The 25451-nt window shown below is 61.5% G+C and carries 20 protein-coding genes; 11 read left to right on the top strand and 9 right to left on the bottom strand.

What is annotated here, in order from left to right; all coding sequences use genetic code 11:
* Positions 1 to 99: 99 nt before the first annotated feature.
* Positions 100 to 1152, bottom strand: coding sequence for a LacI family DNA-binding transcriptional regulator (locus NMB96_RS06735; protein WP_176341091.1), 1053 nt, complete (start codon positions 1150 to 1152; stop codon positions 100 to 102).
* A 408-nt stretch (positions 1153 to 1560) separates the two neighbouring features.
* Between NMB96_RS06735 and NMB96_RS06740 the strand changes: the two genes are divergently transcribed.
* The 3 genes from NMB96_RS06740 (at position 1561) to NMB96_RS06750 (ending at position 6502) form a co-directional block, all read left to right on the top strand.
* Positions 1561 to 2535, top strand: a complete 975-nt coding sequence (locus tag NMB96_RS06740) for a hypothetical protein (RefSeq protein WP_255086535.1) — start codon at positions 1561 to 1563, stop codon at positions 2533 to 2535.
* A complete protein-coding gene (gene plsB / locus NMB96_RS06745; protein ID WP_255086536.1) occupies positions 2535 to 5204 on the top strand; it encodes a glycerol-3-phosphate 1-O-acyltransferase PlsB in 2670 nt (889 codons plus the stop codon). Before NMB96_RS06740 ends, plsB begins: the two co-directional genes overlap by 1 nt.
* Positions 5205 to 5521: 317 nt before the next feature.
* Complete coding sequence (locus NMB96_RS06750) at positions 5522 to 6502, top strand: zinc-binding dehydrogenase (protein ID WP_023905745.1); 981 nt, start codon at positions 5522 to 5524, stop codon at positions 6500 to 6502.
* A gap of 248 nt (positions 6503 to 6750) precedes the next feature.
* Here the strand turns inward: NMB96_RS06750 and NMB96_RS06755 are convergent, their stop codons facing one another.
* Positions 6751 to 6954: a YdcH family protein gene (locus NMB96_RS06755; RefSeq protein WP_023905744.1), complete on the bottom strand. Its 204-nt coding sequence runs from the start codon at positions 6952 to 6954 to the stop codon at positions 6751 to 6753.
* A gap of 159 nt (positions 6955 to 7113) precedes the next feature.
* Between NMB96_RS06755 and NMB96_RS06760 the strand changes: the two genes are divergently transcribed.
* The 3 genes from NMB96_RS06760 to NMB96_RS06770 all read left to right on the top strand — a co-directional run bounded on the left by NMB96_RS06760 (position 7114) and on the right by NMB96_RS06770 (position 9903).
* Positions 7114 to 7686 (top strand): hypothetical protein, encoded by a 573-nt coding sequence (locus tag NMB96_RS06760; protein WP_255086537.1) that lies wholly within the window; start codon positions 7114 to 7116, stop codon positions 7684 to 7686.
* Positions 7687 to 7871: 185 nt separating this feature from the next.
* Complete coding sequence (locus tag NMB96_RS06765) at positions 7872 to 9377, top strand: hypothetical protein (protein ID WP_255086538.1); 1506 nt, start codon at positions 7872 to 7874, stop codon at positions 9375 to 9377.
* A 133-nt stretch (positions 9378 to 9510) separates the two neighbouring features.
* Positions 9511 to 9903: a hypothetical protein gene (locus tag NMB96_RS06770; RefSeq protein ID WP_255086539.1), complete on the top strand. Its 393-nt coding sequence runs from the start codon at positions 9511 to 9513 to the stop codon at positions 9901 to 9903.
* 63 nt (positions 9904 to 9966) lie between these two features.
* On the opposite strand, the gene NMB96_RS06775 is transcribed toward NMB96_RS06770, so the two are convergent.
* From NMB96_RS06775 to NMB96_RS06785, 3 genes are all read right to left on the bottom strand, one after another.
* Entirely contained in the window at positions 9967 to 11775 is a 1809-nt protein-coding gene (locus NMB96_RS06775) for an XVIPCD domain-containing protein (protein WP_255086540.1), read from the bottom strand.
* A gap of 5 nt (positions 11776 to 11780) precedes the next feature.
* Entirely contained in the window at positions 11781 to 12401 is a 621-nt protein-coding gene (locus NMB96_RS06780) for a hypothetical protein (RefSeq protein ID WP_255086541.1), read from the bottom strand.
* A gap of 173 nt (positions 12402 to 12574) precedes the next feature.
* Positions 12575 to 12832, bottom strand: coding sequence for an XAC0095 family protein (locus tag NMB96_RS06785; RefSeq protein WP_255086542.1), 258 nt, complete (start codon positions 12830 to 12832; stop codon positions 12575 to 12577).
* 521 nt (positions 12833 to 13353) lie between these two features.
* Between NMB96_RS06785 and NMB96_RS06790 the strand changes: the two genes are divergently transcribed.
* Positions 13354 to 13707 (top strand): ribonuclease E inhibitor RraB, encoded by a 354-nt coding sequence (locus NMB96_RS06790; RefSeq protein ID WP_255086939.1) that lies wholly within the window; start codon positions 13354 to 13356, stop codon positions 13705 to 13707.
* A gap of 84 nt (positions 13708 to 13791) precedes the next feature.
* Here the strand turns inward: NMB96_RS06790 and NMB96_RS06795 are convergent, their stop codons facing one another.
* The gene (locus tag NMB96_RS06795) at positions 13792 to 14325 is read right to left on the bottom strand and encodes a lipocalin family protein (protein ID WP_043889939.1); all 534 of its coding nucleotides are present in this window, start codon (positions 14323 to 14325) and stop codon (positions 13792 to 13794) included.
* A gap of 251 nt (positions 14326 to 14576) precedes the next feature.
* Between NMB96_RS06795 and NMB96_RS06800 the strand changes: the two genes are divergently transcribed.
* Positions 14577 to 15227: a DUF6058 family natural product biosynthesis protein gene (locus NMB96_RS06800; RefSeq protein WP_255086543.1), complete on the top strand. Its 651-nt coding sequence runs from the start codon at positions 14577 to 14579 to the stop codon at positions 15225 to 15227.
* Positions 15228 to 15409: 182 nt separating this feature from the next.
* Here NMB96_RS06800 and NMB96_RS06805 read toward each other — a convergent pair whose 3' ends face one another.
* The 3 genes from NMB96_RS06805 to NMB96_RS06815 all read right to left on the bottom strand — a co-directional run bounded on the left by NMB96_RS06805 (position 15410) and on the right by NMB96_RS06815 (position 21142).
* Positions 15410 to 16444, bottom strand: coding sequence for a glycoside hydrolase family 43 protein (locus NMB96_RS06805; RefSeq protein ID WP_255086544.1), 1035 nt, complete (start codon positions 16442 to 16444; stop codon positions 15410 to 15412).
* A 34-nt stretch (positions 16445 to 16478) separates the two neighbouring features.
* The gene (locus NMB96_RS06810; RefSeq protein WP_255086545.1) at positions 16479 to 17966 is read right to left on the bottom strand and encodes an MFS transporter; all 1488 of its coding nucleotides are present in this window, start codon (positions 17964 to 17966) and stop codon (positions 16479 to 16481) included.
* A gap of 236 nt (positions 17967 to 18202) precedes the next feature.
* Entirely contained in the window at positions 18203 to 21142 is a 2940-nt protein-coding gene (locus tag NMB96_RS06815) for a TonB-dependent receptor (RefSeq protein ID WP_255086546.1), read from the bottom strand.
* A gap of 464 nt (positions 21143 to 21606) precedes the next feature.
* Between NMB96_RS06815 and NMB96_RS06820 the strand changes: the two genes are divergently transcribed.
* The 3 genes from NMB96_RS06820 to uxaC are packed head-to-tail and all read left to right on the top strand — an operon-like array spanning position 21607 to position 25395.
* Positions 21607 to 22932 carry an MFS transporter gene (locus NMB96_RS06820; protein WP_039527705.1) on the top strand — a complete coding sequence of 442 codons (1326 nt, stop codon included), beginning with the start codon at positions 21607 to 21609 and terminating at the stop codon, positions 22930 to 22932.
* A gap of 10 nt (positions 22933 to 22942) precedes the next feature.
* Positions 22943 to 23932: an endo-1,4-beta-xylanase gene (locus tag NMB96_RS06825; RefSeq protein WP_255086547.1), complete on the top strand. Its 990-nt coding sequence runs from the start codon at positions 22943 to 22945 to the stop codon at positions 23930 to 23932.
* 41 nt (positions 23933 to 23973) lie between these two features.
* Positions 23974 to 25395 (top strand): glucuronate isomerase, encoded by a 1422-nt coding sequence (gene uxaC, locus NMB96_RS06830; protein ID WP_255086548.1) that lies wholly within the window; start codon positions 23974 to 23976, stop codon positions 25393 to 25395.
* Positions 25396 to 25451 lie beyond the last annotated feature (56 nt).

Here is a 25451-nt window from a genome sequence, read left to right on the forward strand (position 1 = left end):
GCGGAGTGGCTGGCGCGTCGGTATTACGTAAAGCGGGACAGCGGGCAACAACTGTGGGACTGCAAGCAACACAAGCTCAGCAAAGCGCGATGGCGCGTCTCAGGTAGGAGGCGCAGCACGCGGCGCGCTGGAAGCGCGCACGATCAATTCGGGAACCATCTCGGAGAACGCCGGCGGTGCGGCATCGGTGGGCGGTGCAGGCGCATCGACCAGCTGCTGACCCAGCAACAGTTGCAATGCACGCGCGCCCAGCCCGGCGATATCCACCCGCATGGTGGTCAGCGCCGGCAGCACGTAGCGCGCCATCGGCACGTCGTCGAAGCCGGCCAGCGCGATGTCCTGCGGCACCTTCAGCCCGGCATGGCCGAGCGCGAACAGGCAGCCCAGCGCCATCATGTCGTTGGCCGCGAACACCGCATCCGGGCGTGTGTCCTGCGCCAGCGTCTGGCCGGCGCGGTAGCCGGATTCTTCATCGAAGTTGCCCGGCAGCACCCACGGCTGCGCATCGGCATCCAGCGCCAGTTCGTCGCGATAGCCGCGCAGACGTTCATGCGCGTCGAAGTTGTCGGCCGGCCCGGCGATGAAGGCGATGCGACGATGGCCGCTGTCGCGCAGATGCCGCGTCATCAACCGCGCGCCGCCGTAGTTGTCCACGTTGAGCACCGGGCGCTGGCTGGCCGTGCCGGCGCAGTTGAGCAGCACTGCAGGCAGGCCGCCGGGCAGCGCGTCTTCGTGCACGCCGGAGTCGCCCAGCGAGGGCGACATCACTACCACCCCGTCCACGCGCCCGGGCAGGCGTTCCAGCGCCTTGCGCTGCGCCTGCGGGTCGCCGTGCGAGCTGGACACCAGCAGGTGATAGCCCTGCTCGCGCGCTACCTGGTCGATGCCGCGGATCAATTCGGAAAAGAATTCGCCATGCAGGTCCGGCAACACCACGCCGATGGTGTGGGTGCGCCGGCTGCTCAAGCTGCGCGCGGCGTGATGCGGGATGTAGTGAAGCGCACGGGCGACCTGCAACACGCGTTCGCGCACTGACTCGGCCACGTGCTGATGCCCGTTCATGGTGCGCGAGACCGTGGCCACCGACACCTGCGCTTCGCGCGCGACATCCTTGATGGTGACGCTACCGCCTTCGGACCTTGGTCGACTCATGCTCTCGCACTCCCCAAAACAACGCGCCTGGCGCCGCGCGCCGGGTCAGGGCGCATGGTCCGCTGGCGCAGAACATTCGTGCCACACATGCACATGGATGACATCGGCCCCGACCGATGGCGATCTCAGAACGAGATGGCGCGCACGCTAGCAGGAACTGCAAGCGCTTACATGATGCGCTGCAGCATTGCAGCAAACGCAGGCGGCACAAGGGCTCGGAGCAGATGCCTGGACAAGTTTGTCCGGAGAAGACAACAGCGGTCAATGTCGGACACTGGACGACAACATGCCTGGAACTACGAAAATCTAACGTTTTCCACCGTACCCGAGCGCACGGTTGTCGCGCGCCTTGCCGCCAACGCATTCAGACAGCAAGATGCGCCGATCGATCAGGGGAACATCGTGCGCATGTCGCTATCCACCGTCCGCGCCGGCCGGTTCCAGTCCATCGCGTGGGTGCTGCTGGCGGCGCTATGCGCCAGTAGCTGCCAGCGCAGCGACACCGCCGCTGCCTTGCCCGGCGCCACCGCCGAGCCGGCAGCGGCGATGCAGTCGATGACCATGCCATTGCGGCGCAACGATCTGGTTGCCTATGCGCGGATCCGGGTCACGCCTGCGCAGTACACCCAGCTGGAAGCGGCCTGGCGCAGCGGTGCCAGCCGCTGGCCGTTGACTGAGCTGCCGCTGCCCAACGAGGTCGGCAACCTGCTCGGCGCGCTGTCGGCGCCCGGTGCCGAACGCCAGCTGCAACAGGCCTTCGATGCGCAACTGGCCGGGCAGGCGCAGGGCATCCGCCAGGCCGCGCAGTCGCTGGGCCAGTTCGGCGTGCAATACCTGCGCAGCCGCAACGACTACCAGCCCGAGCAGCGCGCGCATTACGTGCAACTGGTCGACGCCTTGAGCGCCTGGGCCGCGACCGCGCCGCTGGCCGATCGCGCCCGCGCCAAGGCCAGCATCACCGACCTGGTGACTGCCGCCCGCGCCACCGGTATCGGCTCGGATGCCGATCTGCAGCGCTTGGGGATGGAAGAGAGCCTGCGCCGGCTCGGGCCGTTCTGGGCAGCGGCCAAGCAGGTGCTGGAGCGCTACGGCCTGTCGCTGGACACCAGCCTGGATGCGCTGCGCACCGGCTTGATCAAACAGGAGGGCGAGCGCGCCCAGGTGCGGCTGCGCTATCCCCTTGCAGCGCATGACATCGACCTCACCATCGCCCTGCTCAAGCGCGAAGGCCACTGGTACCCGCAGCAGACCCAGGACGAGGTGCAGGCGCTGCTCAGCGCCGCGCCGGCTGCGCCCTTACCCGGCGCCGCTGCAGCGCCCGACACCCCGCCGGCCGCACCCGCCCCGCCGGCCGACACCGGGCAACGCCCGGCTGGGCGATAATGACCGCGATGCCAGAACAAAATCCCCTGCCGTTCCCGGACGGCCAGCCCGCCCCGCCCAGCGCTGCCGCCGCCGATCTCGGTGCCACAGCCGCGGCATTGCCGACGGCCGTACCGGTTCCGCCGGACGCCGTGCCGTCGATTGCGCCGGCCGTCGCCGCCGCCCGTAACGCCAAACGCCCGTGGTGGGCGCGCCTGCTCGGCCGGCTGGCCGACCCGTGGCTGAGCCTGACCATCGAACCGGATCAACCGAGCCGCTACGACGACGGCACGCCGGTGGTTTACGTGCTGGAGGACTACGGCCTGTCCAGCGCCCTGATCCTGGACAAGGCCTGCCGCGAGGCCGGGCTGCCCTCGCCACTGGTGCCGCTGCCGGGCGACCCGCTGCAGCGCAAGCGCGCCTATCTGGCGCTGTCGCGGCGCAGCAGCAGCAATTCGTTGATCCCCGAGCAGCGCGGCGGCAAGACCCATTCGGATTCGCTGGCCAAGCTGCTGCAGGCGCACCGCGTGCGCGACGACCTGGACGTGCATCTGGTGCCGGTGTCGATCTTCGTCGGCCGCGCGCCGGACAAGCAGAGCGGCTGGTTCGCGGTGCTGTTCTCGGAAAACTGGGCGCTGGTGGGCCGCTTCCGGCGCCTGCTGGCGGTGCTGCTCAACGGCCGCACCACCATCGTGCGCTTCGCCCCGCCGATCTCGCTGCGCCAGACCATGGCCGAGGGCCTGCCGCCCGAGCGCACCCTGCGCAAATTGCAGCGCGTGCTGCGCACCCATTTCCGGCGTATCCGCGAGGCGGTGATCGGGCCGGATCTGTCCACCCGCCGCCTGCTGGTGGACCAGGTGCTGGCCGCCGACTCGGTGCGCGAGGCCATCGCCACCCAGGCCAGGCGCGACAACTCCAAGCCGGTGGATGCCTGGCGCAAGGCGCATGCCTACGCCTGGGAAATCGCCGCCGACTATTCCAGCCCGGTGGTGCGCTCGGCCAGCTTCCTGCTCACCCACGTGTGGAACCGCATCTACGCCGGTGTGCTGGTGCATCACCTGGACAAGCTCAAACAGGCCGCGCCCGGGCACGAAGTGGTCTACGTGCCCAGCCACCGCAGCCATATGGATTACCTGCTGCTGAGCTACCTGCTGTACGAACGCGGCATCGTGCCGCCGCACATCGTGGCCGGCATCAATCTCAATCTGCCGGTGGTCGGCACGCTGCTGCGCAAGGGCGGTGCGTTCTTCATCCGCCGCAGCATCCGCGGCAACGCGCTGTATTCGGCGGTGCTCAGCGAATACGTCGCCCAATTGGTGGCCGGCGGCTACTCGATCGAATACTTCGTCGAAGGCGGGCGCTCGCGCACCGGCCGTCTGCTGCAGCCCAAGGGCGGCATGATCGCGATGACGCTGCGCGCCTACCTGCGCCAGCCGCGCAAGCCGGTGCTGTTCCAGCCGGTCTACATCGGCTACGAAAAGTTGATGGAAGGCAACAGCTATCTGGACGAGCTCACCGGCCGGCCCAAGGAAAAGGAATCCATCTGGGGCCTGCTGTGGTCGATCCCGAAGGTGCTCAAGCAGAACTACGGCCAGGTGGTGGTGAACTTCGGTGAGCCGATCGCGCTCAACGACGTGCTGGCCAAGCACGCCCCGGAGTGGGATGGCCAACCCCTGCCCGACGATGAAAAACCCAGCTGGCTCGCGCCGGCGGTGGACACGCTGTCCACCCAGATCCAGACCCGCATCAACTGCGCCGCCGACGTCAACCCGATCAACCTGCTGGCGCTGGCGCTGCTGTCCACGCCCAAGCATGCGATGGGCGAGGCCGACCTGATCGCGCAGATCGAGTTGTGCAAGAAGCTGCTGGCGGAGATGCCGTATTCGGACCGCGTCACCGTCACCCCGCACACCCCGGCGCGCATCATCACCCACGCCGAAGAGATCAACGTGCTCACGCGTGTGTCGCATCCGCTGGGCGATGTGCTCAGCGTCAGCGGCGACACCGCGGTGTTGCTGAGCTACTTCCGCAACAACGTGCTGCATTTGTTTACCGCATCGTCGTGGGTGGCGTGCTGCTTCCAGAACAATCGCCGCATGAGCCGTGCCGGCCTGCTGCGGCTGGGCCGCACCGTGTACCCGTTCCTGCAGGCGGAGTTGTTTCTGCCGTGGAGCGAAGACCGTTTTGCCGAACGCATCGAACAGACCATCGACATGTTTGTGCGCGAAGGCCTGTTGCTCAACGTCGCCGACGATGATGGCGGCGTGCTGACCCGCAACACCGGGCAGACCGATGAAGTGTTTCGCCTGCGTGCGATCGGGCATTCGCTACAGCAGGCGTTCGAGCGCTATTACATCGCCATCTCGGTGCTGGTGAAGAACGGCCCCGGTGTGCTCGGCGCCGGCGAACTGGAAAGCCTGTGCCAACAGGCCGCGCAACGCCTGAGCCTGTTGTACGCCCCGGCCGCCCCGGAGTTCTTCGACAAGACCCTGTTCCGCAGCTTCATCCAGAAACTGCGCGAACTGCGCCTGGTGTGGCCGGACGAAAACAGCAAGCTGGTATTCGACGAGCGCCTGGATGCGTGGGCCAAGGATGCCAAGTTCATCCTGGGCCGCGAGCTGCGGCACACGATCGAGCGGGTCAGCCCGGAAGCGGCAAAGCCGGATGTGGTGTCGCCGCCGGCTGAGTAAGGCGGCGGTGCAAACGCCATCGTCTCCCTGCAGTACGTGAGGGTGAGCCAATGGCAGGGCACGTAGGTAGGCGCAGACGCGCAAGACGCTTCCCTTCTCCCTCCGGGAGAAGGCGCCCGAAGGGCGGATGAGGGTCGGCCAGCACGCAAATCCTCCAGCGCTGCAGCAGAGCATCGTCACTACTCGCGCACGCCAACAACTTCACACAGCAGTTCCGTTCGTTTCATCCCTCCCTTGCAGCCCTGCCGATAGCATCGCGCCACCTTTCACAACGATCGGGCGCGTCGCAGCAAGAGCGTGCCCGGCAGGAGACCTCCATGCGCGCAGCCGTCCACACCCAATTCGGTGACCCCGCCCAGGTGCTCGAACTCGGCGAGCGGCTCACGCCGCAGCCGGGCAAGGGCCAGATCCGCATCGCCATGCGCCGCTCGCCCATCCACAACCACGACCTGTGGACTGTGCGCGGCAACTACGGCTACAAGCCCGAACTCCCGGCCATCGGCGGCAGCGAAGCGGCGGGCGTGATCGACGCCCTCGGCGAAGGTGTCGAAGGCCTGCAAGTGGGCCAGCGCGTCGTTGCAGCCGGCGTGCACGAAAGCTGGGCCGAATACTTCCTTGCTGACGCCTCCGGCGTCGTCCCGCTGCCCGACGCACTCGACGATGACCGCGGCTGCCAGTTGATCGCCATGCCGCTGAGCGCCCTCATGCTGATCGAATCCTTGCACGTCAAAAAAGGCGACTGGATCGTGCAGAACACCGCCAATGGCGCGGTCGGCAAGACCGTGGCCATGCTCGCCGCCGCACGCGGCATCAACGTGATCAACCTGGTGCGCCGCGACGCCGGCGTGGACGAGCTGAAAGCGCTGGGCATCGGCAACGCAATCTCCACCGCGCAAGCAGGCTGGCAGGACAAGGCGCGCGCGCTGGCCGGCGACGCACCGATCGTGCGTGCCATCGACTCGGTCGCCGGCAGCGCGGCCGGCGAGTTGATGGCGCTGCTGGCCGAAGGCGGCGAGCTGATCTCGTTCGGATCGATGACCGGCGAGCCGCTGCAGATTTCCAGCGGCGATGTGATCTTCAAGCAGGCCAGCGTGCGCGGCTTCTGGGGCAGCAAGGTCACGGCCGCCACCAAGCCCGAGGACAAGCGCCGCATGATCGGCGAACTGCTCAAGGCCGCTGTCGATGGCAGCTTGGCTCTGCCCGTTGAAGCCGTGTTCGATCTGGAAGATGCCGCCAAAGCCGCCGCAGCAAGTGCCGAACCGGGACGCAGTGGCAAGGTCCTGCTACGCGCGGGCTAGGGCAAGGGCGCGACTCGCTAGCAGGCCGCATTTAGCCACAAAAACAAGGAGACAAAGCCCCTCTCCCCCCGGGAGAGGGGTTGGGGTGAGGGTACGGCCCAAGCGACCAACGCGACGAGCCTCAGCTAAAGCCCGCGGTGGCCATCAGACAAACGCTGCCTGCATCACTCAGTGACCCAACTGCCTATCCCCCGCGCTGCCGATACCAACAACCGCAAAGCAAACCCAAGCGGCCGCACGCACCAACCTCACGCCGGCTCGTCAGGCACCAGCTCCATTTCCAACCGCGTAATGCAGTCCTTGAGATGCAGCTTGCGCTTCTTCAAGCGCTTCATCTGCAGCTCGTCGTCCATGTTCGCGGGCACGCGCTGAATCTCCTCGTCCAACGCGCGGTGGGCGCGCCGCAACTCGGCGATCTGCTCGGCAATCTCGGCGGGTGAGAGGGTTTCCACGGCTCCGAGCATACACAAACCGATGCCGGCCGCGTCACCCGCCGCGCTTGCCAAGCTGCCCGAGGCTGCGACAATGCCTGCGCGCCGTTGGGGAAACGGCGGCGCGCCTCATCTCATCATTGCCGCGCGGCCACGGCCGTCGAGAAAGGAGTCTTTACGATGCGTTTGCGTTCTTCCCTGCTGGCCCTGAGCCTGCTCACCGCCTCCGCCCTGGCCACCGCGGCCGACGTCGCCAAGTACGACGGTTTTCTGTGCTGCAACCTGCGCACCGACGGCAGCTGGATCAGTGACAGCAACTACGCCGAAGACGGCAAGCGCGTGCTCCCCGTCGGCACCCCGGTCAGCGTCACCGGTTTCGGCCGCAACCGCGTCAACCTCAAGATCGCCGGCGAAAAGCAATCCATCGGCAACGACTACAGCCGCGACCTAGACAACACCGCCTTCGCCGCCCGCTACATCGTCACCGCCGACCCCAAGCTCAAGCTCGCCACCTTCCCGCCGAAGATTCGCCAGGCCATCAACGATGGCAAGCTCACCGGCGGCATGACCCGCGAACAGGTCCTGATGGCGGTCGGCTACCCGATCAGCAGCGAGAACCCCAACCTGGAAGCTTCGCTGTGGCGCTACTGGCGCGACAGTTTTTCCGAGTATCAGGTGCAGTTCGGCCCCAGCGGCAAGCTGGTCAAGGTCACTGCCGATCCGCAGTTGATGAATTTGATTTGGGTGCCTTAAGGTTCCTTGAAGTGGCTTCGGTCAGTACGGCCACTTTGACGTACAAGGCAAGATGTCATCGAGTAGCACTAATTAATTCAAAGAATTGAGCGAGTGCTCTCGATGACGCAGATCTAATGCCAATTTCAGCACTTCCCCTGCAATTGCGCTGCCATAGAATGGGGAGCCAACTAGCGAGCTGAATAATGATCGCGAAATTTAAAAACGGAGAGCGTGTAGGCGGTGATGTCCTGCGGAATGTACTTGATGATCAAATTTCACTTTTCACAGAAGACCTCGTGGGCTGGCTCGGTGATCTTGACGGGCCGGACTGCCTTAAAAGGTGGCATTCTTTTATTAGAGAGTCTGATGAGCTGATCAATATTGAGAGCTCGCTAGCAAGTGAGGGGGCTTGGGACGAACTGCTTGTGTCACCGCTCGATTTTCCGGCATTGCGTACTAATCCAACTAGCACTTGGTGGTTTCAGTGCTTGAATGCACGCTTCCGTCCCGCAGTTTGCCAGAGGGCTATGACCATGACGATGCGAGCTTCCTGGCTTAGAGGGCTGATTCTGGTCAATAAAAGTGATCGCGAAGGACTATTCAATGGAATCGAATCTATCGCTGACCTTGCGCGTTATCATAAGGCGCGGCGCTATCACTTCATGACAATGTTGTACGCAATCTCGAAGCATTGCAAAGGACGGAAACGGCTCGGTACTGATGATGCTGTCAATAGCATTTTAATATCCGTCGAGAAATCACTCATACCATTGACCAGCATCTACGAAAAGCGTGCGAACTTCGACCTTGATCCGAAGTTCGCATGCCTAGCTATTGAGAACGGCCTACTTGACCAGAGTCAGACCGGATACCTCGATGTTAACTTCCTCGAAGCAGAGCGTCTCTCAATCACTGACATCCATGAGCACTACGCTCCCACCCATGTGGTCGATCCATCGGTTCCGATATCGTTCGGCGAATTACGAGCAATGCTGGATCAGGTGCTGAGTGCATACAAAGAGTTCAACCTTGCCGGAATTGGCTTCAGTGATCTGATCACCTTCGTTGAATCACTAGAGCCATACCTCAAAGACCAGTACTTTGTGACCGTGCCCATACCGAAATTTCGAGATCTCGTTGCACCCTTCAAACAGGCGTCATGGTATAGCGCCTTGGTTTATAAAGAAGTCCAGGGCCAGCCATTTGCAGGATCATTCAGCGCATTTGTAGCGTCTGGACCGGTGATGGTAGCGAACCTTTTTATGCTTCTACGGTTTTGCTATCAGATCAAGAATGTTAATCTAAATAAAATTCGGCGCTTCCAGATCAGGACTGGGTTCATTTTCGAGAAGGTCATCAGTCAAGAGTTTGAAGAGCTGGGTTTCGTCAAGTTGCCAGTAAAACGGCTTGAGCGCAGGGAGTTCGATGTTGTCATGAGTAAAGATGGAACGATCTACAACTTCCAGTGCAAGAACGCTTATCTAGACTACCATCAGATCCAGACCAATCGAGGCGCTTTCGTCAAGAACAACCGAAGACTTGTTCGCTATTTTGAACGAGCACTAATAAAGGAAGCAGAGAGAGAGCACCTGCTCAAAGCGAAGTTTGGCACCGGTAGCATCAGGCATTTCGTCCTTTGCAATTTCCCGGTTTACACGGACAATCCTCACATCATTTCCCGGAAAGACATCCGTCGCGTATTCGGTTGAGCTGCTGCAGGTTTCGATTGATCAATGGCAAGGTTATTTGTACTAGCTAAACATTTCTTAGTGTGACCTTCCGATGTTTGCACAGTAACTAACCTTGAGCTGGGCTAGAGATTAGAAAATATGGAAGGAGCATATGGAACTTATTAAATGTAAAGCATGTGGTTCGCAAATCTCACGCAAGGCTGCATCGTGCCAAAAATGCGGTCATCCAAATAAGGAAGCTAACTATCTATCCGGCGGGCAAGTTTTCGGCGGCTTACTATTCGCAGGTGTAGCCATCTGGTGGTTTGCGGGTGACCACTTTGGTAGTCAGGTCACCTCAAATGTCGAAAAGATTGAAGATCATGTGGCTAAGGACTCTGTTAAGCAATACAACATTGCGAAGCGTCAGGGGGACGCTTCGCAAATCTGCGTACAGGCGGGTCTTGTGAGCGCGGCTTATCTTCAGGCCAAAGATGAGGCCAACTACCGAATTGCAAAGCGGACTGAGGCTCAAGAGTGTGAGCAAGCAGGAATTCAGAAATAATTTGGCAGCTATTTACTTGATAGATTCCATTTCAAAGTGTGGCATCTAGCTACCGATGGGTTTTCACATCGACCGAGCTTGTGTTGATTGTGTCTGCACATTCTCTTGTTGTTGAGCCTGTATGGCTTCCTGCGCCTTTGTTTGCTGGATTACTTCCACTTGTGCCATACGCTGATCGGCAGGAACAGAAAGCGCTTCCTGTGTTGGCATGTGCGCTCGATGCGCAGCCGGATCGGGGGACTGGTGGCCTTCTCGCCACATGTGCAGGACTTCACCACCCGCCATCTTATCGGTCGGTGAGTTGAACGCAAACTTCAAATCGTCTTTTGCTGTAAAGCCCTTTTCTGCTGCCATGAGCATCAAACTTGCGCTTAGTCGATCGCTATTCTCATCCCAAGATTTCCCCGCTTGCTGGTCAAGGCCGCGAACGCCACCGCGAATTTTATCCAGCAGCTCATTGTCTGGTTGCACTGTCTTGCCGGGTACGTTGAGTGCTGGCTGTTGAGGATCGATGTCGGGAGTCGGGCTGATGTGCTGGTGCGATCCTTTTGTGTGTTGCAACAGCCCGCGGGTTGGCGGATTGCTGCCGGTGTCCCAATAGACCTGCGGTGTGGCGGTGGTGCCTGGGGGCAGCGTGATTCCGTTATGTTCTAAAAGCTCTTCTTTGAAGCGCAGGCGTTGCATATCAAGCTGCATTTGCGGGGCGACCCCACCCACCGGATGCGCATAGGCCCTGTCAAATGCAATCGCTCGACTGACAGCGCCGGCCCCATAGTAGTTGGGGTAGTCCGAGTCACCGTGGAATCCAATGCCTGTTGTCTGATTTTGCGGAAGTCCTGGCGTGCCTCTGGGCTGTTTGTCGAAGTAGAAAGTCGCTTGTGCAGATACATTCTGAGGCGTCATGGGCAGTGAGCCGTCCTGATTGAACGTAATCCCTGGCCGCGCTTGTGTCTGCGCCCTGTTGCTCGGATTGGCCTCAACAAAGTCATCCAAACGGCCGTTTCCGAGACGTCTCATTGCATTCAAATCGACGGCTGGATTGATTTGCCGCTCCCGATCAATCAATGCGTTCCAACCTGAAATCTGAGCTTTGGCCTCATCGTCGCGCGCACTTTTAACTAGATTCTCCACGGGGAGTGTGTAATCGTTGACCGGATTATTATTTGCTGCAATCGCTTTCACTGCGGAATCAAATTGTTTGTATGAGTTGGCCATGCTTACTTGATTGAAGGCATGCTGCGTCTCATGACCAAGAACAAATGTTAGATCAGTAGCGTTGAATTTATTGAATTGACTCTGGGTTTGCCCGACCGTAGCTGGTGGAATGCTCATGGTTTTACTGGTTGGGTTGAACGTCCCACCTGCAATCGTGCCGCTGAGAGGAGCGAAATTTTCCAGCAGCATGCGTTTTTGGGGGTCGCTACTGTCAATGGTCGTAACAGCTCGCTTCATCTCGTTCGCCAGCGTCGGCGAACTGTTGATTGTCGCCTGCAGGTTGGTGACCATATCTTGCGTTACAGGCTGGCTTTTTTGGTTTGCATCCATATACGAACTATTTGCGAAACGCATACCCATCTCTTGCAGCCGGAGCGAACCGCGCAAGCTCGCCGTCGGTGTGGATCCTGGATCAAGCGCCGGGAGGGTGACGATTCCGGATGCCTTGTCGTAGGAGCCCGTCAGCGGTTCGGAGCCGCCAACGCCTGGCAAGAATCCTTTTAGATGGCCGCTGGCTGCTTCTTGATTGAGTCTCTGTGTAAGGTCCGGATCGGACGCAATCGTCGCGCGTAACTGCGCTTCTTGATCGGGGGTGACATCTGACCGACCCGCGAACTGCGCCAAGATGGACTGCAATTGAGTGTTGGCGTTTGCCATTATCGTTACTCCTCAAACTTGTGCAGACTTATCGACTTGACACAGTTTTCTCTTGATTTTCTTTGGGGGTCTACGGAGACAGGGTGCCATGGATTGATCTGGGCACGTATATTCTTACGTAAGTATTGAAAGGACAGGACCCACCCAAACTCATTATAAGACCAGTATCCTATTTCAGTTTTGAATCCAGCGTCTTTCAAGGCCTTGTCGTATTTCTCAAAGACTAGCTCGCAAGGAGGAAGGGTTGAAGGAGGAATACTGCTCGGCGGTAAAAGTTCCAGAGTGACATTCGAATACTCCGAAAATTTCTCGTCGAAGTTGTAAGTGGTGGCATATTTTGAATAAGGAGAGGATTGATCGAGCACATAGAACCCAGAGTTTTCACCTGCATTCCTGGTGAAGGGAACTTCTAGATACCTTTCAAGAATTAATGGCGACAGCTCGTCGAAATTTTCGACATCTCTTATCAAGGATAAGAAGCGATCCATCAGGACTTGGGGTGTCAGCTCAGTGTGTGTTGTCATCTTTGTTCCTCGAGGTTCTTCAGCCGTCGGTTTGGCAGTTGCACAAGAAGTTGCCAAGCAGATGAGCACTACGACTACCACTAGATTTGCTTTGAATTTCATTTCGCATGCTCCCTTCATTTGCCAAGTGCATCGCTGAAAAATTCTGTTGCCTGACGATGTTCAGTGGCTTGGTGCTTTTCTCTGTCAAATTGCTTATAGCTTGTAAAAGCAGCAACAGGTAGCCGAGATCGGGACTACAGCGATTGCCCATGTTGATTCAAGTCATGTGCATGCTATGACGAAGCACGTCGCTCTGTCATGTCGTCAGGCACCTTGGTCTGCATCAGCACATCATCCAATTGCTCAGCTAACAGATCGAAGCAAAAAGCCAAAGCATCGATCGGTACGAGAGGCTCATTGATGCCTGAGGTGTTCGACATGCAACAGGGACGTGCCAATGCGGCCAGAAAGCGTAAATGATCGCGCGTTTGCAGCAACCGAAGCTGCGCGTTTTCAGGTAGCAGGTAATACCCGAACAGAGAATGCTCCATGCTCAACTCTCCGGACAGGCTCCCGCCGCACGATGCGGCGGGATGCCGGGAGGTTAGCAACCGCAAACAGACGGCGGGCTTATTTCCCTTGCGGGTCTTGTATTCGCCGCCCTCCCGGCGTGGAGACGCCGAGCATGTGCCCGAACATCAGGCACAAAAAACCACCGCTTGACGGGGGTGGTACCGCTGTTTGCGGAGTTGCTACGCTCCGTGAAGAAGTGTGCTACCGATGCATGGAGGAGTCAAGGTGCAGGCCTGGAGTCTTCGCGCCCTTTCGGTTATCAATGCCGTGTCGCAGAGATGTAGGTATTAACATGCAGAAATTTCAGCTCAGGGGATACTTAGGCGACGCGAATGCGCCTGCTGATGAAGCGGGAAATGGTGTGATCGCCAGAAATATAGTGAGCGCGAAGGGCATTTTGACACCATTTGATTTCAGGCACGCAGTTAATGACAGGCCCCACACAAGCCAGGCGCTAGGATTCCTCCTCGGTAAATTGGTCAAAAAAATGAAGCTTCCCATGCAACGAAATCCGGATCTGTACCCTAACGACGATAATGGCGACACCCTTTGGCATATTGCGCAACAGGGGGTGGATCTTTCGACGTCGCGAGAGATTGCGTTCTCCGTGGTCTTCCCCACGAAGGAGTCGGCATTGGCGTTTTCGGTGACGCTGCTGCGCTTCGAGCAAAAGGTGCGTTGTTGCCATTACCCGGAAAATACGGCGTTTCCAATGGACGTGACGGTGTATCCGACGATGGTCCCGTCGCACAAGGCGATTTCGGCGTTCGAGGAGGAGTTGGCCGTGGAGGCCAAGCCGTTGGGAGGCTTGAATGACGGCTGGGAATTTTCTGTAGATGACAAGGACGTCTGACGCAGTCGGTGTACGAGAGCAGGCGATGCAGTCACTGTATCGCTGAGCTCGTTGCACTTTTTACCGCGTCACTGCTTTACCGCATCAACGCTGCGACTGCGGTACGCGGCGCAGCTGTGACACGTCGTAGCCCATTGCGGCGATACGTTGAACGGCCTGCTGATAGTCGGCATCGGAGACCTGCGGGGTACGCGCCATGTACCACACGTAGTCGCGCTTGCTGCGTGCCACGATGGTCTGCGCGTAATCTGCATCCCGCCAGGCGATCACGTACTCGGCCTTGAACGGCCAGAAGAATTGCATGCTCCACAGCGCGCCATTGCCCTCCTTTGCGACCTCGCCGATCGGATGCATGGACTTGAGCGGCGCCTCGAAACTTCCCTTGCGGAATGTAAACGTGGTCTGGATGCGGCCATCCGGTCGCAGCGCATAGCGCTCCACGGCATCGTAGGCCTTGCGCTCGGGCCGGGTAGGAATATGCGCGATGACGTACCAGTCGCCCATGAAGCGTGGCACGTCAACGGTGTCTGCGCGAGGCAGGGCAGCGCGTGAGTCGCTTGCGCTAGCACTCCCGTAGACCGCAAGCGTCAGTAACAAAAGTATCGAACGATGTCGCATGGCAACCTCCATTAAAAGAGCACGTACATGGCCTACGTAGCTGCAATGCGCTTGGATGCAGCCCCATGCGATGCAGTTCCAGCCCGGGCGTAAGTGGCCCTCTGTGCCAGTGACATAACGGTACCGTGCGAGAAGTCGTGGCAGCGTGTCGTCATCGTCTCGCCAGTTCTGGCGAACAGAGGCCGATCTTGTGCCTGCCTACGTACCGGTGTGATAGCGTCCCGCCCCTCTATGAACACAGGTGATTGTCCATGCAGCAGTCGGTGACGCTGGCGAACTATCTGCAAACGCACTTCGTCGACAAGCCAACGTTCGCATCGCTTGCCGGCATTACGGTCGATCGGCTCGATGCGCTTCTGGAAGCGGATGCCATACCAAAACCGACGTATATGTGCGACGGACATTCCATCCGTTCGGCGGCGTTTGGACTCACACACATCGACGAGCGTCTTGTGGGCGAGTACTTCCGTCCCGAGTGTAGGAAATGGGGGGATATCGCCGACCGAGCCGCAAAGGGGGACGCGCGTAATGCCGTGCTTGCGGCATTGGGTCGGGAATTGGAAACAGGATTGCGCGCGCACATCGAGGACACGGATGCCATCGAAAAAAAGATCCAGGGGTTCATCCCCTATTTTCTTGATGGGACCTTTGGCCTGTGCGTGGCAGACCCGTCCCTCGGCATGGAGATCGCCAGGAAGGAAATGCTCCAGGAACGGCTGACATCGCTGACCGAGGCCGGCAGTAATCCCGCGCCGGAGGAGATTGGCAGGGACGCACTCTTGCAACTCATCGATGCCTACGCAGACTCGGCAATGCCGTTCTCCCCGGTCGAGTACGCGCGTAGCAGCAGAAAGCGCCTTGTGGACGATCTGCGTCCCTTGGTGGCCATGCGCGAGGCGTGAGGCGTGCGGGATGGAGACAAGGCCTGAGTGGCTGGCTGCACAAAGCATGCAATGCAGTATCGACGCGCCACAGGACGCTCCCCGGAGGATCGCCCGTCAGCGGCAACGAGCGGGCTATGGCTCACTTGCCTTGGCGCCAGCCAATGACTAGCGTCTGCAACTGACCGCACAGCGGCGACCATTCACCAAGGCGATACCGCGTCTTCCCCATATGGATAAATCGTCGCGATCCTTCCATCCGCATCGTGCTCCAGCGACGCCATCTTGATGCTGCGTAGATGCGTCTGCCCGCCTGATAAAACAGCGTCGTGATAGAACAGATACCACTGGCCTTCGAAGCCGCAGATGGAGTGGTGTGTGGTCCAGCCGATCACCGGGGCGAGCAGCACGCCTTGATAAGTGAACGGGCCGTACGGCGTGTCGCTGGTGGCGTAGCAGATCAGGTGGGTGTCGCCGGTGGAATACGACAGGTAGTAGCGGCCGGCGTGGTGATGCACCCAGGGGCCTTCGAAGAAGCGGCGGGCATGGTCGCCGGCGCGTAGCGGGGTGCCGTGTTCGTCGAGGATCACGATCTCGCGGGTGGGTTCTGCCAGCTGGGTCATGTCCTCGCGCAGGCGCGCGACGCGTGGGCCGAGTGCGGGTGCGTCGTCTGCGGGTTCCTGGTTGGTTTGGTCGTAGACGTTGTCGCGGTAGTGCTGCAGCTGGCCGCCCCAGATCCCGCCGAAGTACAGGTAGTGCGCGCCGTCGTGGTCGGCGAACACGGCCGGGTCGATCGAGTAGGTGCCTGCGATGGGCTCGGGTTCGGCAACGAACGGGCCTTCGGGACGATCGCCTACCGCCACGCCGATCTGGAAGATGCCGTCGGCGCGTTTTGCGGGGAAATATAGGTACGTACGGCCATCGCGCTGCGCGGCATCCGGCGCCCACATCTGCCGCTTTGCCCAGGGGACGTCGCGGACGTGCAGCACTTGCCCGAGGTCTTCTACCGACGCGTTGGGATGCGCCATCCGGAATACGTGGTAGTCGGCCATGTCGAAATGCGAGCCGTCATCGCTGAAGGCAACGCCGGCATCGATGTCGTGCGAGGGATACAGGTACAGCGCGCCGTCGAACACGTGTGCGGAAGGGTCGGCGGTGTAAAGGTGGGTGACCAGCGGTGCGGAAATGGCGGTGCGCGCCAGCGCCTGCAGTGCATCGGAGTGCAGTTCATCGGACATGCGCGTACCTGTGCATGAAGTGGGAGGGAGGGCGTCAGCTGGTGGCGAGCGGTGCGCTGCGTCGGCGTACGCCCAGGTCGTGTTCGATGCGGGTTTCCAGCGCCTTGTCGATCTCGTACAGCACCAGCAACGCGGTGCCGAGCAGGAACGGGATGGAGGCATACACGCTGATGGCCAGGCGAATGCCGCTCGTCACTGCATCGCTTTGCAGCGGCAGGGCGGCGTTGTAGCCATAGAACGCCAGGATCCCGGCGACAAGTGCGCCGCCGACGCTCAGGCCGATCTTCAGCCCGCACAACATCGCCGAGAAGATGATGGCGGTGGCGCGGCGGTGGTTCTTCCACTCGGAGTAGTCGGCCACGTCGGCGATCATCGCCCACAGCAGCGGGATGGTGATGCCGTAGAAGAAGCCGTGCAGCACGTAGGAGGCGAACACCCAGCCGATCGCATCCGGCGGGTACACGTAGAACGCCAGCAAAAACACGGTGGAGATCAGCAGCGCGCCACCGAAGACGTTGCGCTTGCCGTAGCGGTCTGCCAAGCGCTTGGAAAAACCGATACCCACGATCATCGCCAGAATGCCGCCGGCACTGAACACGCTAAATGCGGATGTCGGCGCATCCTGCGGCCACTGCAGTGCGCTCATGCCGGCACCGGTCAACACACTGTTGATGCCGCCGATAAAGCGATTGAAGCCTGCGTGATCCAGAAACAGCGTCAATGCGTTCGCATCGAGGTAGTACTTGAAGTAGTAGATATACATCCCGCCCTTCATGGCGAGATTGATGAAGACCAGGATGGTCAGCGACAGCATCACCAGCCAGGGTTTGTTGCGGACCAGATCGGTGAGGTCCTGGCGCACGCTGGTGCGTTGTTCGCTGATCGGCAGCACGCGCTCGCGCGTGGTGAAGAAGGTGATCAGAAAGCACAGCGTGCCGACGGCGGCGAACAGCGCCATGGTGTTGCGAAAGCCCTGCGCCTTGTCGCCGTTGCCCAGGATCAGCACCAGCGGCAGCAGCAGCACCTGGATCACGAACTGCGCCAGGGTCACCGCCAGAAAGCGATACGCCGACAGACTGTTGCGCTGCTCCATGCTGCCGGTCAACACGCCGCTCAATGCCGAATACGGCAGGTTGTTGGCCACATACACCAGCATCAACAAGGTGTAGGTAGCGAAGGCGTATGCGATCTTGCCCTGCTCGCCAAGTGCGGGCGTGTTGAATGCGGCCAGCGACAACGCACCGAACGGCACTGCCGTCCACAGGATCCACGGGCGGAACTTGCCCCAGCGCGTGCGCGTGCGATCGGCCAGGATGCCGATGATGGGGGTGAATACGAAGGCGCCGAGCATGCCCACCACGAAGATCAACGTGGCGGCCACACTCGCCGGAATGCGGAACACATCGGTGTAGAAGAACGCCAGAAAAGTGACCAGCGTCTGGAAGATCAGATTGGCCGCCAGGTCGCCCAGGCTGTAGCCGATCTTTTCGCGCAAGGAGAGCTGCTGTGAGCGATCGTTCATGAGGTGGGGCGGGGCTCAAGGAGTGCTGCGGAAAACGCCGCGGTGCGCGCCATGCCGCCGACCGCAATCGGTCCGGATCGCGGCAGCAGGCATGGCGCCTGAAGTGTCCGGCAAAACCGCGCGCGCCAGGGGAGCGGCAGCGGCATGCGGTGCGCGGGCCATGCGGCAAGGCCATGCGCTCCCCACGGGTCGGCCACACCCGCCTGGCGCCTGCGCGGTCGTGTCGATGACCACGCTCAGAACGTGCCGCGAATGCCGAGCATGACCGTGCGCCCGGGCTCGTACAGATCGTAGGTGGCGTTGGGCCAGGCGTAGGTGGTGCGCAGCGGTTCGTCGGTGAGGTTGGTGACGTTGAGGGTGATCTGCGGCTTGGACGGCAACGATTCCAGCGTGTAGCTGGCCGACAGATCCAGTTGGCCGCGCGCGTCGGCGTTGAGGCGTGCGTAGGGGATGCCGTTCTGGTTGGCGCCGGAGATCACCATGTCGTCGTTCCAGGTGTAGGACAGGCGCACCGAGGCGGCGTCCTTTTCCCAGTACACGGTGCCGTTCCACAAGTTCGGCGCAACACCGACTGCCACTGCCGGAATGCCTTCGCCTTCCGAGGATTGGGTAACGTGCGTGTAGTTCACGCTGAAGCCCATGCCGTCGACCAGCTGGTCCAGCGGCTGCACCCAGATCGCCTCGGTGCCGCGGATGTTGAGCACGCCGTCGGCGTTGACCTGGGTCTGCACGTCCACCGTGGCGGCATTGGGGCCACCGCGCTGGTCCAGGCCGGCTTGCTGGATCGGCAGCAGGCTCTCGTACGGCACGCCCAGGTCGTTGAACGGAATGCGCCGCACGCCGTTGACGGTGAAGCCGCTGATGCGCTTGTTGAACAATGTGAGGCCCACATAGCCCTCGCCGCCGGTGTACCACTCGCCGCCGAAGTCGACGTTGGTGGATAGATACGGCGCCAGGTTTGGATTGCCCTGGGTTGCGGTCTGCGCGGAGGGGTCGCTGAAGTTGGTGTTGGGCAACATCGCGCTGGGGTCGGGCCGGGTGAGCGTGCGCGAGCTGGACAGGCGCAGCACCACGTTGTCGGCCACATCCCAGGCGGCATTGAACGAGGGCAGGGTTTCCTTGTAGTCCGAATCCAGCACCTGGATGCGGCGGATGCCGTTGATGGTGACCGGGCCGGTGATGGTCTGATCGGTGGTGACATAGCGCACGCCGGCATTGAAGCGCAGCGTGCGGTTCCAGACTTCGGTTTCTGCATTGGTTTCGATATAGAAACCCCAGTTCTTTTCGCGGATGCCGCCGGCCGAGGCGCCGGTGTTGGCGGAGTTGGTTTCCGGTGCAGAATCGCGTAGCGCGTAATAGTTGGTGTCGCCGAGAAAGCGGTTGAAATCGGCGGTGATAAAGCCGTCCGGACCGGGCCGCAAATAGCCGGCCAGGGCCGCATTCGGCACCGCCGAGCCGGGGCCGCCGTTGCACACATTGCCGCCACCGCCGCGGCAGACCACCTGCTCCCAGGCGATGCTGTTATCGAAGCCGCGGATGGTGCGCTCGGCCTGGTCGTAGGCGGCGCCGATCTTGATGTTGCGCTTGTCTTCGCCGAACTGCAGGTCGGCGCGGCCGCCACGGGTTTCGGTCACGCGTTTTTCGTTCTGGATATTGACCCGGCCGCCGTTCCAGCCCCAGCCCAGATTGGGGTCGTTGAGATCGAGCGGGCTGGTGATCGAGGGGCGGTCGCCGCCTTCATTGCGGTAGTCGACGGTGGTGAACGGCGAGGTCACCAGGATGCTGGGCGACTCACGATCCAGCCAGCTGCGCGTGGCATTGGCCTGCACGTTGAGCTTGATGTCCTGCTCGGCGCCGAACAACAGTTCCGCGCCCGGGTTGACGCTCCAGAACTTGACCTCTTCGCGATACGGGCGCGCTTCCAGAAAGTACTGCGCGTTGGCAAACGTTGCGCTGGTGACCACGTTGTTCTGGTCCAGCTGCATGCCGAGCGGGATCATGTTGCCGTTGCGGCCGATCAGATTCATGCTGATCCGCTCGGTGGTGCGCTTGGCCTCGGAATACAGCGTGTCCAGATAGAAATGCATGCTGTCGGACGGGCGCCATTCCAGCGACATCACCGAGGCATCGCGGTCGCGATCGCCATTCATGTAGACGCTGCGGCCCAGCCGCGGAATCAACGCGTCGCTGATCTGGTCGATGCTCAAGCCCGGGTTGCGTGCCGGCAACCACGCCGCATCGATGGTCTCGCCGGTGGTGAGGCCACTGCCGGCGGTGGCCGGGACGCGATCGGGAATGCGCCAGTTGCCGCCGCCGTTGACGTTGCAGGCGGCCGGTTGATTGGTGGCCGGCGTGCCCGCAGGCGGGGTGAGACCGCATTGGGTGTAGGTGAGGCCGGGGTTGGTCCAGCCCACGCTCTCGAAGCCGCGCACGCCGAGTTTGCCGCGCACCGATGCAACGCCCAGCAATGCGCCGAAGGTGCCTTCCTCGTTGGTCCAGCTACCCATGAAGGCGCCGCGCGGGGTGGTCTTTTCGCTGGTGCTGTTCCAGTCGGCTTGTGCCTGATAGGTGAAGTGCACGCCGGGGCGATCGAACGGGCGTGCGCTGCGCATGTCCACCACGCCGGAGACGCCACCTTCGAGCATGCTGGCGGTGGGCGTCTTGCTCACGGTGAGCTGGGTGAAGAACTCGGTGGGGAACAGGTTCAGATCGACTTCGCGGTTCTGGTTCTGCGCGTTCAAGCCAATGGATGCGGTCGCAATGCTGGCGCCGTTGAGCGTGGTCTTGGTGAAGCTGGTGCCCAGGCCGCGGATGGCGATGTTGAGACCTTCGCCATTGACGTCGCGCGAGAGCTGCACGCCGGGGATGCGGTTGAGCGACTCGGCGATATTCATGTCCGGGAACTTGCCGATGTCCTCGGCAAACACGGTGTCGGCAAAGCCCACCGAATCGCGCTTGGCATCGGTGGAAAACTGGATGCTGCGTCGGTAGCCGGAGACGGTGACGGTATCGAGCTGGGTCACCGCATCGCCGCTGGCGGTTGCGGCCGGTGGAATTTGTGCGGTTGTTGCGTCGGCGGCGTCGGTGGACTGGGCCAAGGCGGACGTGCTGGCCATGCCCAGCAGGATGGACCCCAACGCGCAGGACAACGCGGTTTGTGCGTAGCTGTTCTTCACCGTAATCCCTTCCCTAACAGGTGAGCGGATGTCCCACGCATCGCCCCTGCGCAGGGAGTGCCGCTGCCGATGCGCGGCGCGACGATGATGCGATGGGGGAGACGGGCGATCAGTGGTGGCGGATGTTAGCGCTACCAAATTCAGAACATCACACTGCAGGGCAGCATAGATGTCGGGGCATAGCGGTGAATCTGGCAGTAGCGCTTATCGATACGGTATTGAACGTCGGCGCCCAGCTGGCGTGCTGCACTGCGCGATGGATTTTGCGGCACGCCGTGATAATGGTAGCGCTATCACCCGTGGCGCAAGGCCACCTTTGTGCAGGTGCAGTGGTCGATGAATCGAATCGAAGAATACGGCAGCAATGCGCCGAACTGTCCCGGACATGCGGCAGCGCATTGCAGTGGGGGTTGTGCGATTGCCCATCGCACGCTGCGCTTAGCTGCGTTGCGGCGCTCAGGCGCATGAGCGAGTTGCCGCAGGCGGTTGCACCTGCCGGCACGCTGGCACGCCTGGGCCGCGTGCGCTGGCGTGTGTGCGCATTGCTGCTCGCCGCCACCACCATTAACTATGTCGACCGCCAGGTGCTTGGCGTGCTGGCGCCGTTTCTGCAGACGCAGATCGGCTGGAACGAAATCCAGTACGGCTACATCGTCACCGCATTCCAGGCCGCCTACGCGCTGGGATTGCTGTGCAGCGGTGCGGTGATCGACCGCTTCGGCACGCGCATCGGCTATGCGCTGGCGATCGGCATCTGGAGCCTGGCGGCGATGGGGCATGCGCTGGCCACCACAGTGGTGGGATTTGCGATTGCGCGGTTTTTTCTGGGGCTGGGCGAGTCCGGCAACTTCCCCGCCGCGCTCAAGACGGTGGCCGAGTGGTTCCCGCGTCGCGAGCGCGCCCTGGCCACCGGCATCTTCAATTCCGGCTCCAATATCGGCGCCATCGTCGCGCCGTTGCTGGTGCCGGTAATCGCCACCGCCTGGGGTTGGCAGGCGGCATTCCTGTTCACCGGCGTGCTCAGCGCCACCTGGCTGCTGGTGTGGTGGCTGAGCTATCACCCGCCCGAGCAACAGCCGGGATTGTCGGCTGCCGAGTTGGCGCATATCCGCAGCGATGCGCATGAGCCGGTGCAACGGCGGCTATCGTGGTTGCAGGTGTTGCGGCATCGGCAGGCCTGGGCGTTTGTGCTGGGCAAGTTCATCACCGACCCGATCTGGTGGTTCTTCCTGTTCTGGCTGCCCAAGTTCCTGCATGCCGAATATGGCTTGAGTCTGTTGCAACTGGGCGCGCCATTGATCGTGATCTTTGTGCTTGCCGATATCGGCAGCATCGCCGGGGGCTGGGTCGCCGGGCGCTTCATCGCGCGCGGGTGGAGCGTCAACCGTGCGCGCAAGACCGCGATGCTGATCTGCGCCATCTCGGTAGTGCCGATCGTGTTCGCCGCACGTGCAGACAACCTGTGGGTGGCGGTCGGTTTGATCGGCTTGGCCACCGCCGCGCATCAGGGCTGGTCGGCCAACCTGTTTACGCTGCCGTCGGACATGTTTCCGCGCCATGCGGTCGCCACGGTGGTCGGTATCGGTGGCTTTGCCGGCGCGGTGGGCGGCATGCTGATCGCTACTTTCATCGGTTTTCTGTTGCAGGCCACCGGCAGCTACGTGCCGGTGTTCCTGATGGCGGGCTCGGCCTACCTGCTGGCGTTGACGGTCGTGCACACGCTGGCGCCACGCCTGGATCCAGCGCAGCTACCGGCCGATGCTGCCGTTGCGTCCTCCCCTTCGTCCTGAGGTGATCGCCATGCGTATGCGCGTTGTTTTCTCCAGTCTGCTGCTTGCAGCCAGCCTCGCAACATCTGCATCTGCTGCGCCATTGGCATCCGGTGCGTCCAAATTCCTGGGCAGCGCCTACAGCCCGCAACAGGCGGCAGGATTCACCCAGTACTGGAACAAGCTCACACCGGAGAACAGCGGCAAGTGGGGCAGTGTGGAAGCGGTGCGCGACCAGATGGACTGGAGCGGGCTGGATACCGCCTACAGGCTGGCCAAGGCCAACGGCATGCCGTTCCAGATGCATGTGATGGTGTGGGGCAATCAGCAGCCGGAGTGGATCAAGACCTTGCCGCCGGCCGAGCAACGCCGCGAGATCGAGCAGTGGTTTGCCGCGGTGGCGCAGCGTTATCCGGACATCGATCTGCTGGAAGTGGTCAACGAACCACTCAACGACCCGCCCAGCAAAAACGACACCGGCGGCGGCAATTACCTGCAGGCGCTGGGTGGCAACGGCGCCAGCGGCTGGGAGTGGGTGCTGCAATCGTTTCGGCTCGCCCGCCAGCACTTTCCGCGTGCGCGGCTGATGATCAACGACTACAGCATCACCAACAACCCGCAGGCCACGCAGAAGTATCTGCAGATCGTGCAGCTGCTGCAGCGCGAGCAGCTGGTCGATGCCATCGGCATTCAGGAGCACGCCTTCGAAACCACTCCGAATGTGGCGATGTCGGTGCATCGCGCCAATCTCGATGCACTGGCCGCGACCGGCTTGCCGATCTACATCACCGAGTTCGATCTGGACGGGCCCACCGATGCGCAGCAGCTGGCCGACTACCAACGCGTGTTCCCGGTGTTCTGGGAACACCCAGCGGTGCGCGGCATCACGCTGTGGGGCTTTCGCCCCGGGCTGTGGCGCGACAAGGAAGCGGCCTACCTGATTCGCGCCGATGGCAGCGAACGGCCGGCGCTGACCTGGCTGCGTAGTTACGTGGCCGCACATCGCAACGCCACGCCGTGAGCGTTGCGCCACTCACCTTTCGCTTGTTTGTTGACTGACTTATGCCCACACCCATACCACTGACCCTGCGCGACGACCGCCTGTTTCCGGCCGACCCCGGCACACGTGCGATTGCGCGCCGCCTGTATGCGCAGATCGCCGCGCTGCCGATCATTAGCCCGCACGGCCATACCGACCCGGCGTGGTTCGCCACCGATGTGCCCTTTGCCAATGCCACCGAGTTGTTGCTGGTGCCGGACCACTATGTGTTCCGTATGCTCTACAGCCAGGGCATCGCGTTGGATGCCTTGGGCATCCCGCGTGCGGATGGATCGCGTGCAGCGGTAGATCCACGCGCGGCGTGGCGCGTGTTCGCGGAGCACTACACGCTGTTGCGCGGCACGCCATCTGCGTTGTGGCTCAATCATGTATTCCACGATGTGTTCGATCTGCGTGTCCGGCTGGATGCCGGCACTGCCGATCATTACTACGACTACATCACCGCAGCCTTGCAGACGCCGGCATTTCGCCCGCGCGCCTTGTTCGAGCGTTTCAATATCGAGGTGATTGCCACCACCGAATCGCCGTTGGATACGCTGCAACATCACGCCACCATTCGAGACAGCGGTTGGAAGGGACGCGTGCTCACCGCATACCGGCCAGACCCGGTGGTCGACCCCGAACACGAGCAGTTTGCCGGCGCGCTACAGCAGTTCGGCACGCTCACCGGCGAAGATGTGCTGACCTGGCAGGGCTATTTGCGTGCGCATCGGCAACGCCGCGCGTTCTTCGCCGCGCACGGCGCAACCTCGACCGATCGTGGCCACCCCAGCGCCGCCACCGCAGATCTGTCGCCGGACGAAGCACAACGCTTGTTCGACACCGTGGCGCGTGGCGCGGCGACACCCGCGCAGGCCGAGCTGTTCCGCGCGCAGGTGCTGACCGAGATGGCGGCGATGAGCCTGGACGACGGCCTGGTGATGCAGCTGCATCCGGGCTGTTTTCGCAATCACAACCGGCAGCTGTTTCAGACCTTCGGGCGCGACAAGGGCGCCGATATTCCGATGCGCACCGACTACGTGCACGCACTCAAACCGCTGCTGGATCGCTTCGGCAACGACCCGCGTCTGCGGCTGATCGTGTTCACGCTGGACGAAACCAGTTACAGCCGCGAACTTGCGCCGTTGGCCGGGCATTATCCCTCGCTGCTGCTCGGGCCGGCGTGGTGGTTCCATGACGCACCGGAGGGCATGTGGCGTTTCCGCGAGCAGACCCTGGCCAGCGCCGGCTTCTACAACACCGTGGGCTTCAACGACGACACCCGCGCGTTCCTGTCGATTCCTGCACGGCACGATGTGGCGCGGCGTGTGGACAGCGCGTTTCTCGCCAAGCTCGTTGCCGAGCATCGGCTGGACGAGGATGAAGCGGCCGAGGTCGCGATCGATCTGGCGTATCGCTTGCCGAAGCAGGCCTACAAGTTGTGAGGGTGAATGGCGCGCAGTGTGGCGATGCCTTCCCGCATGCGTGTGGAGTCTTTACA

Origin of the sequence: Xanthomonas hortorum, assembly GCF_024339125.1 — a bacterium.
Taxonomy (GTDB): Bacteria; Pseudomonadota; Gammaproteobacteria; order Xanthomonadales; family Xanthomonadaceae; genus Xanthomonas; species Xanthomonas hortorum.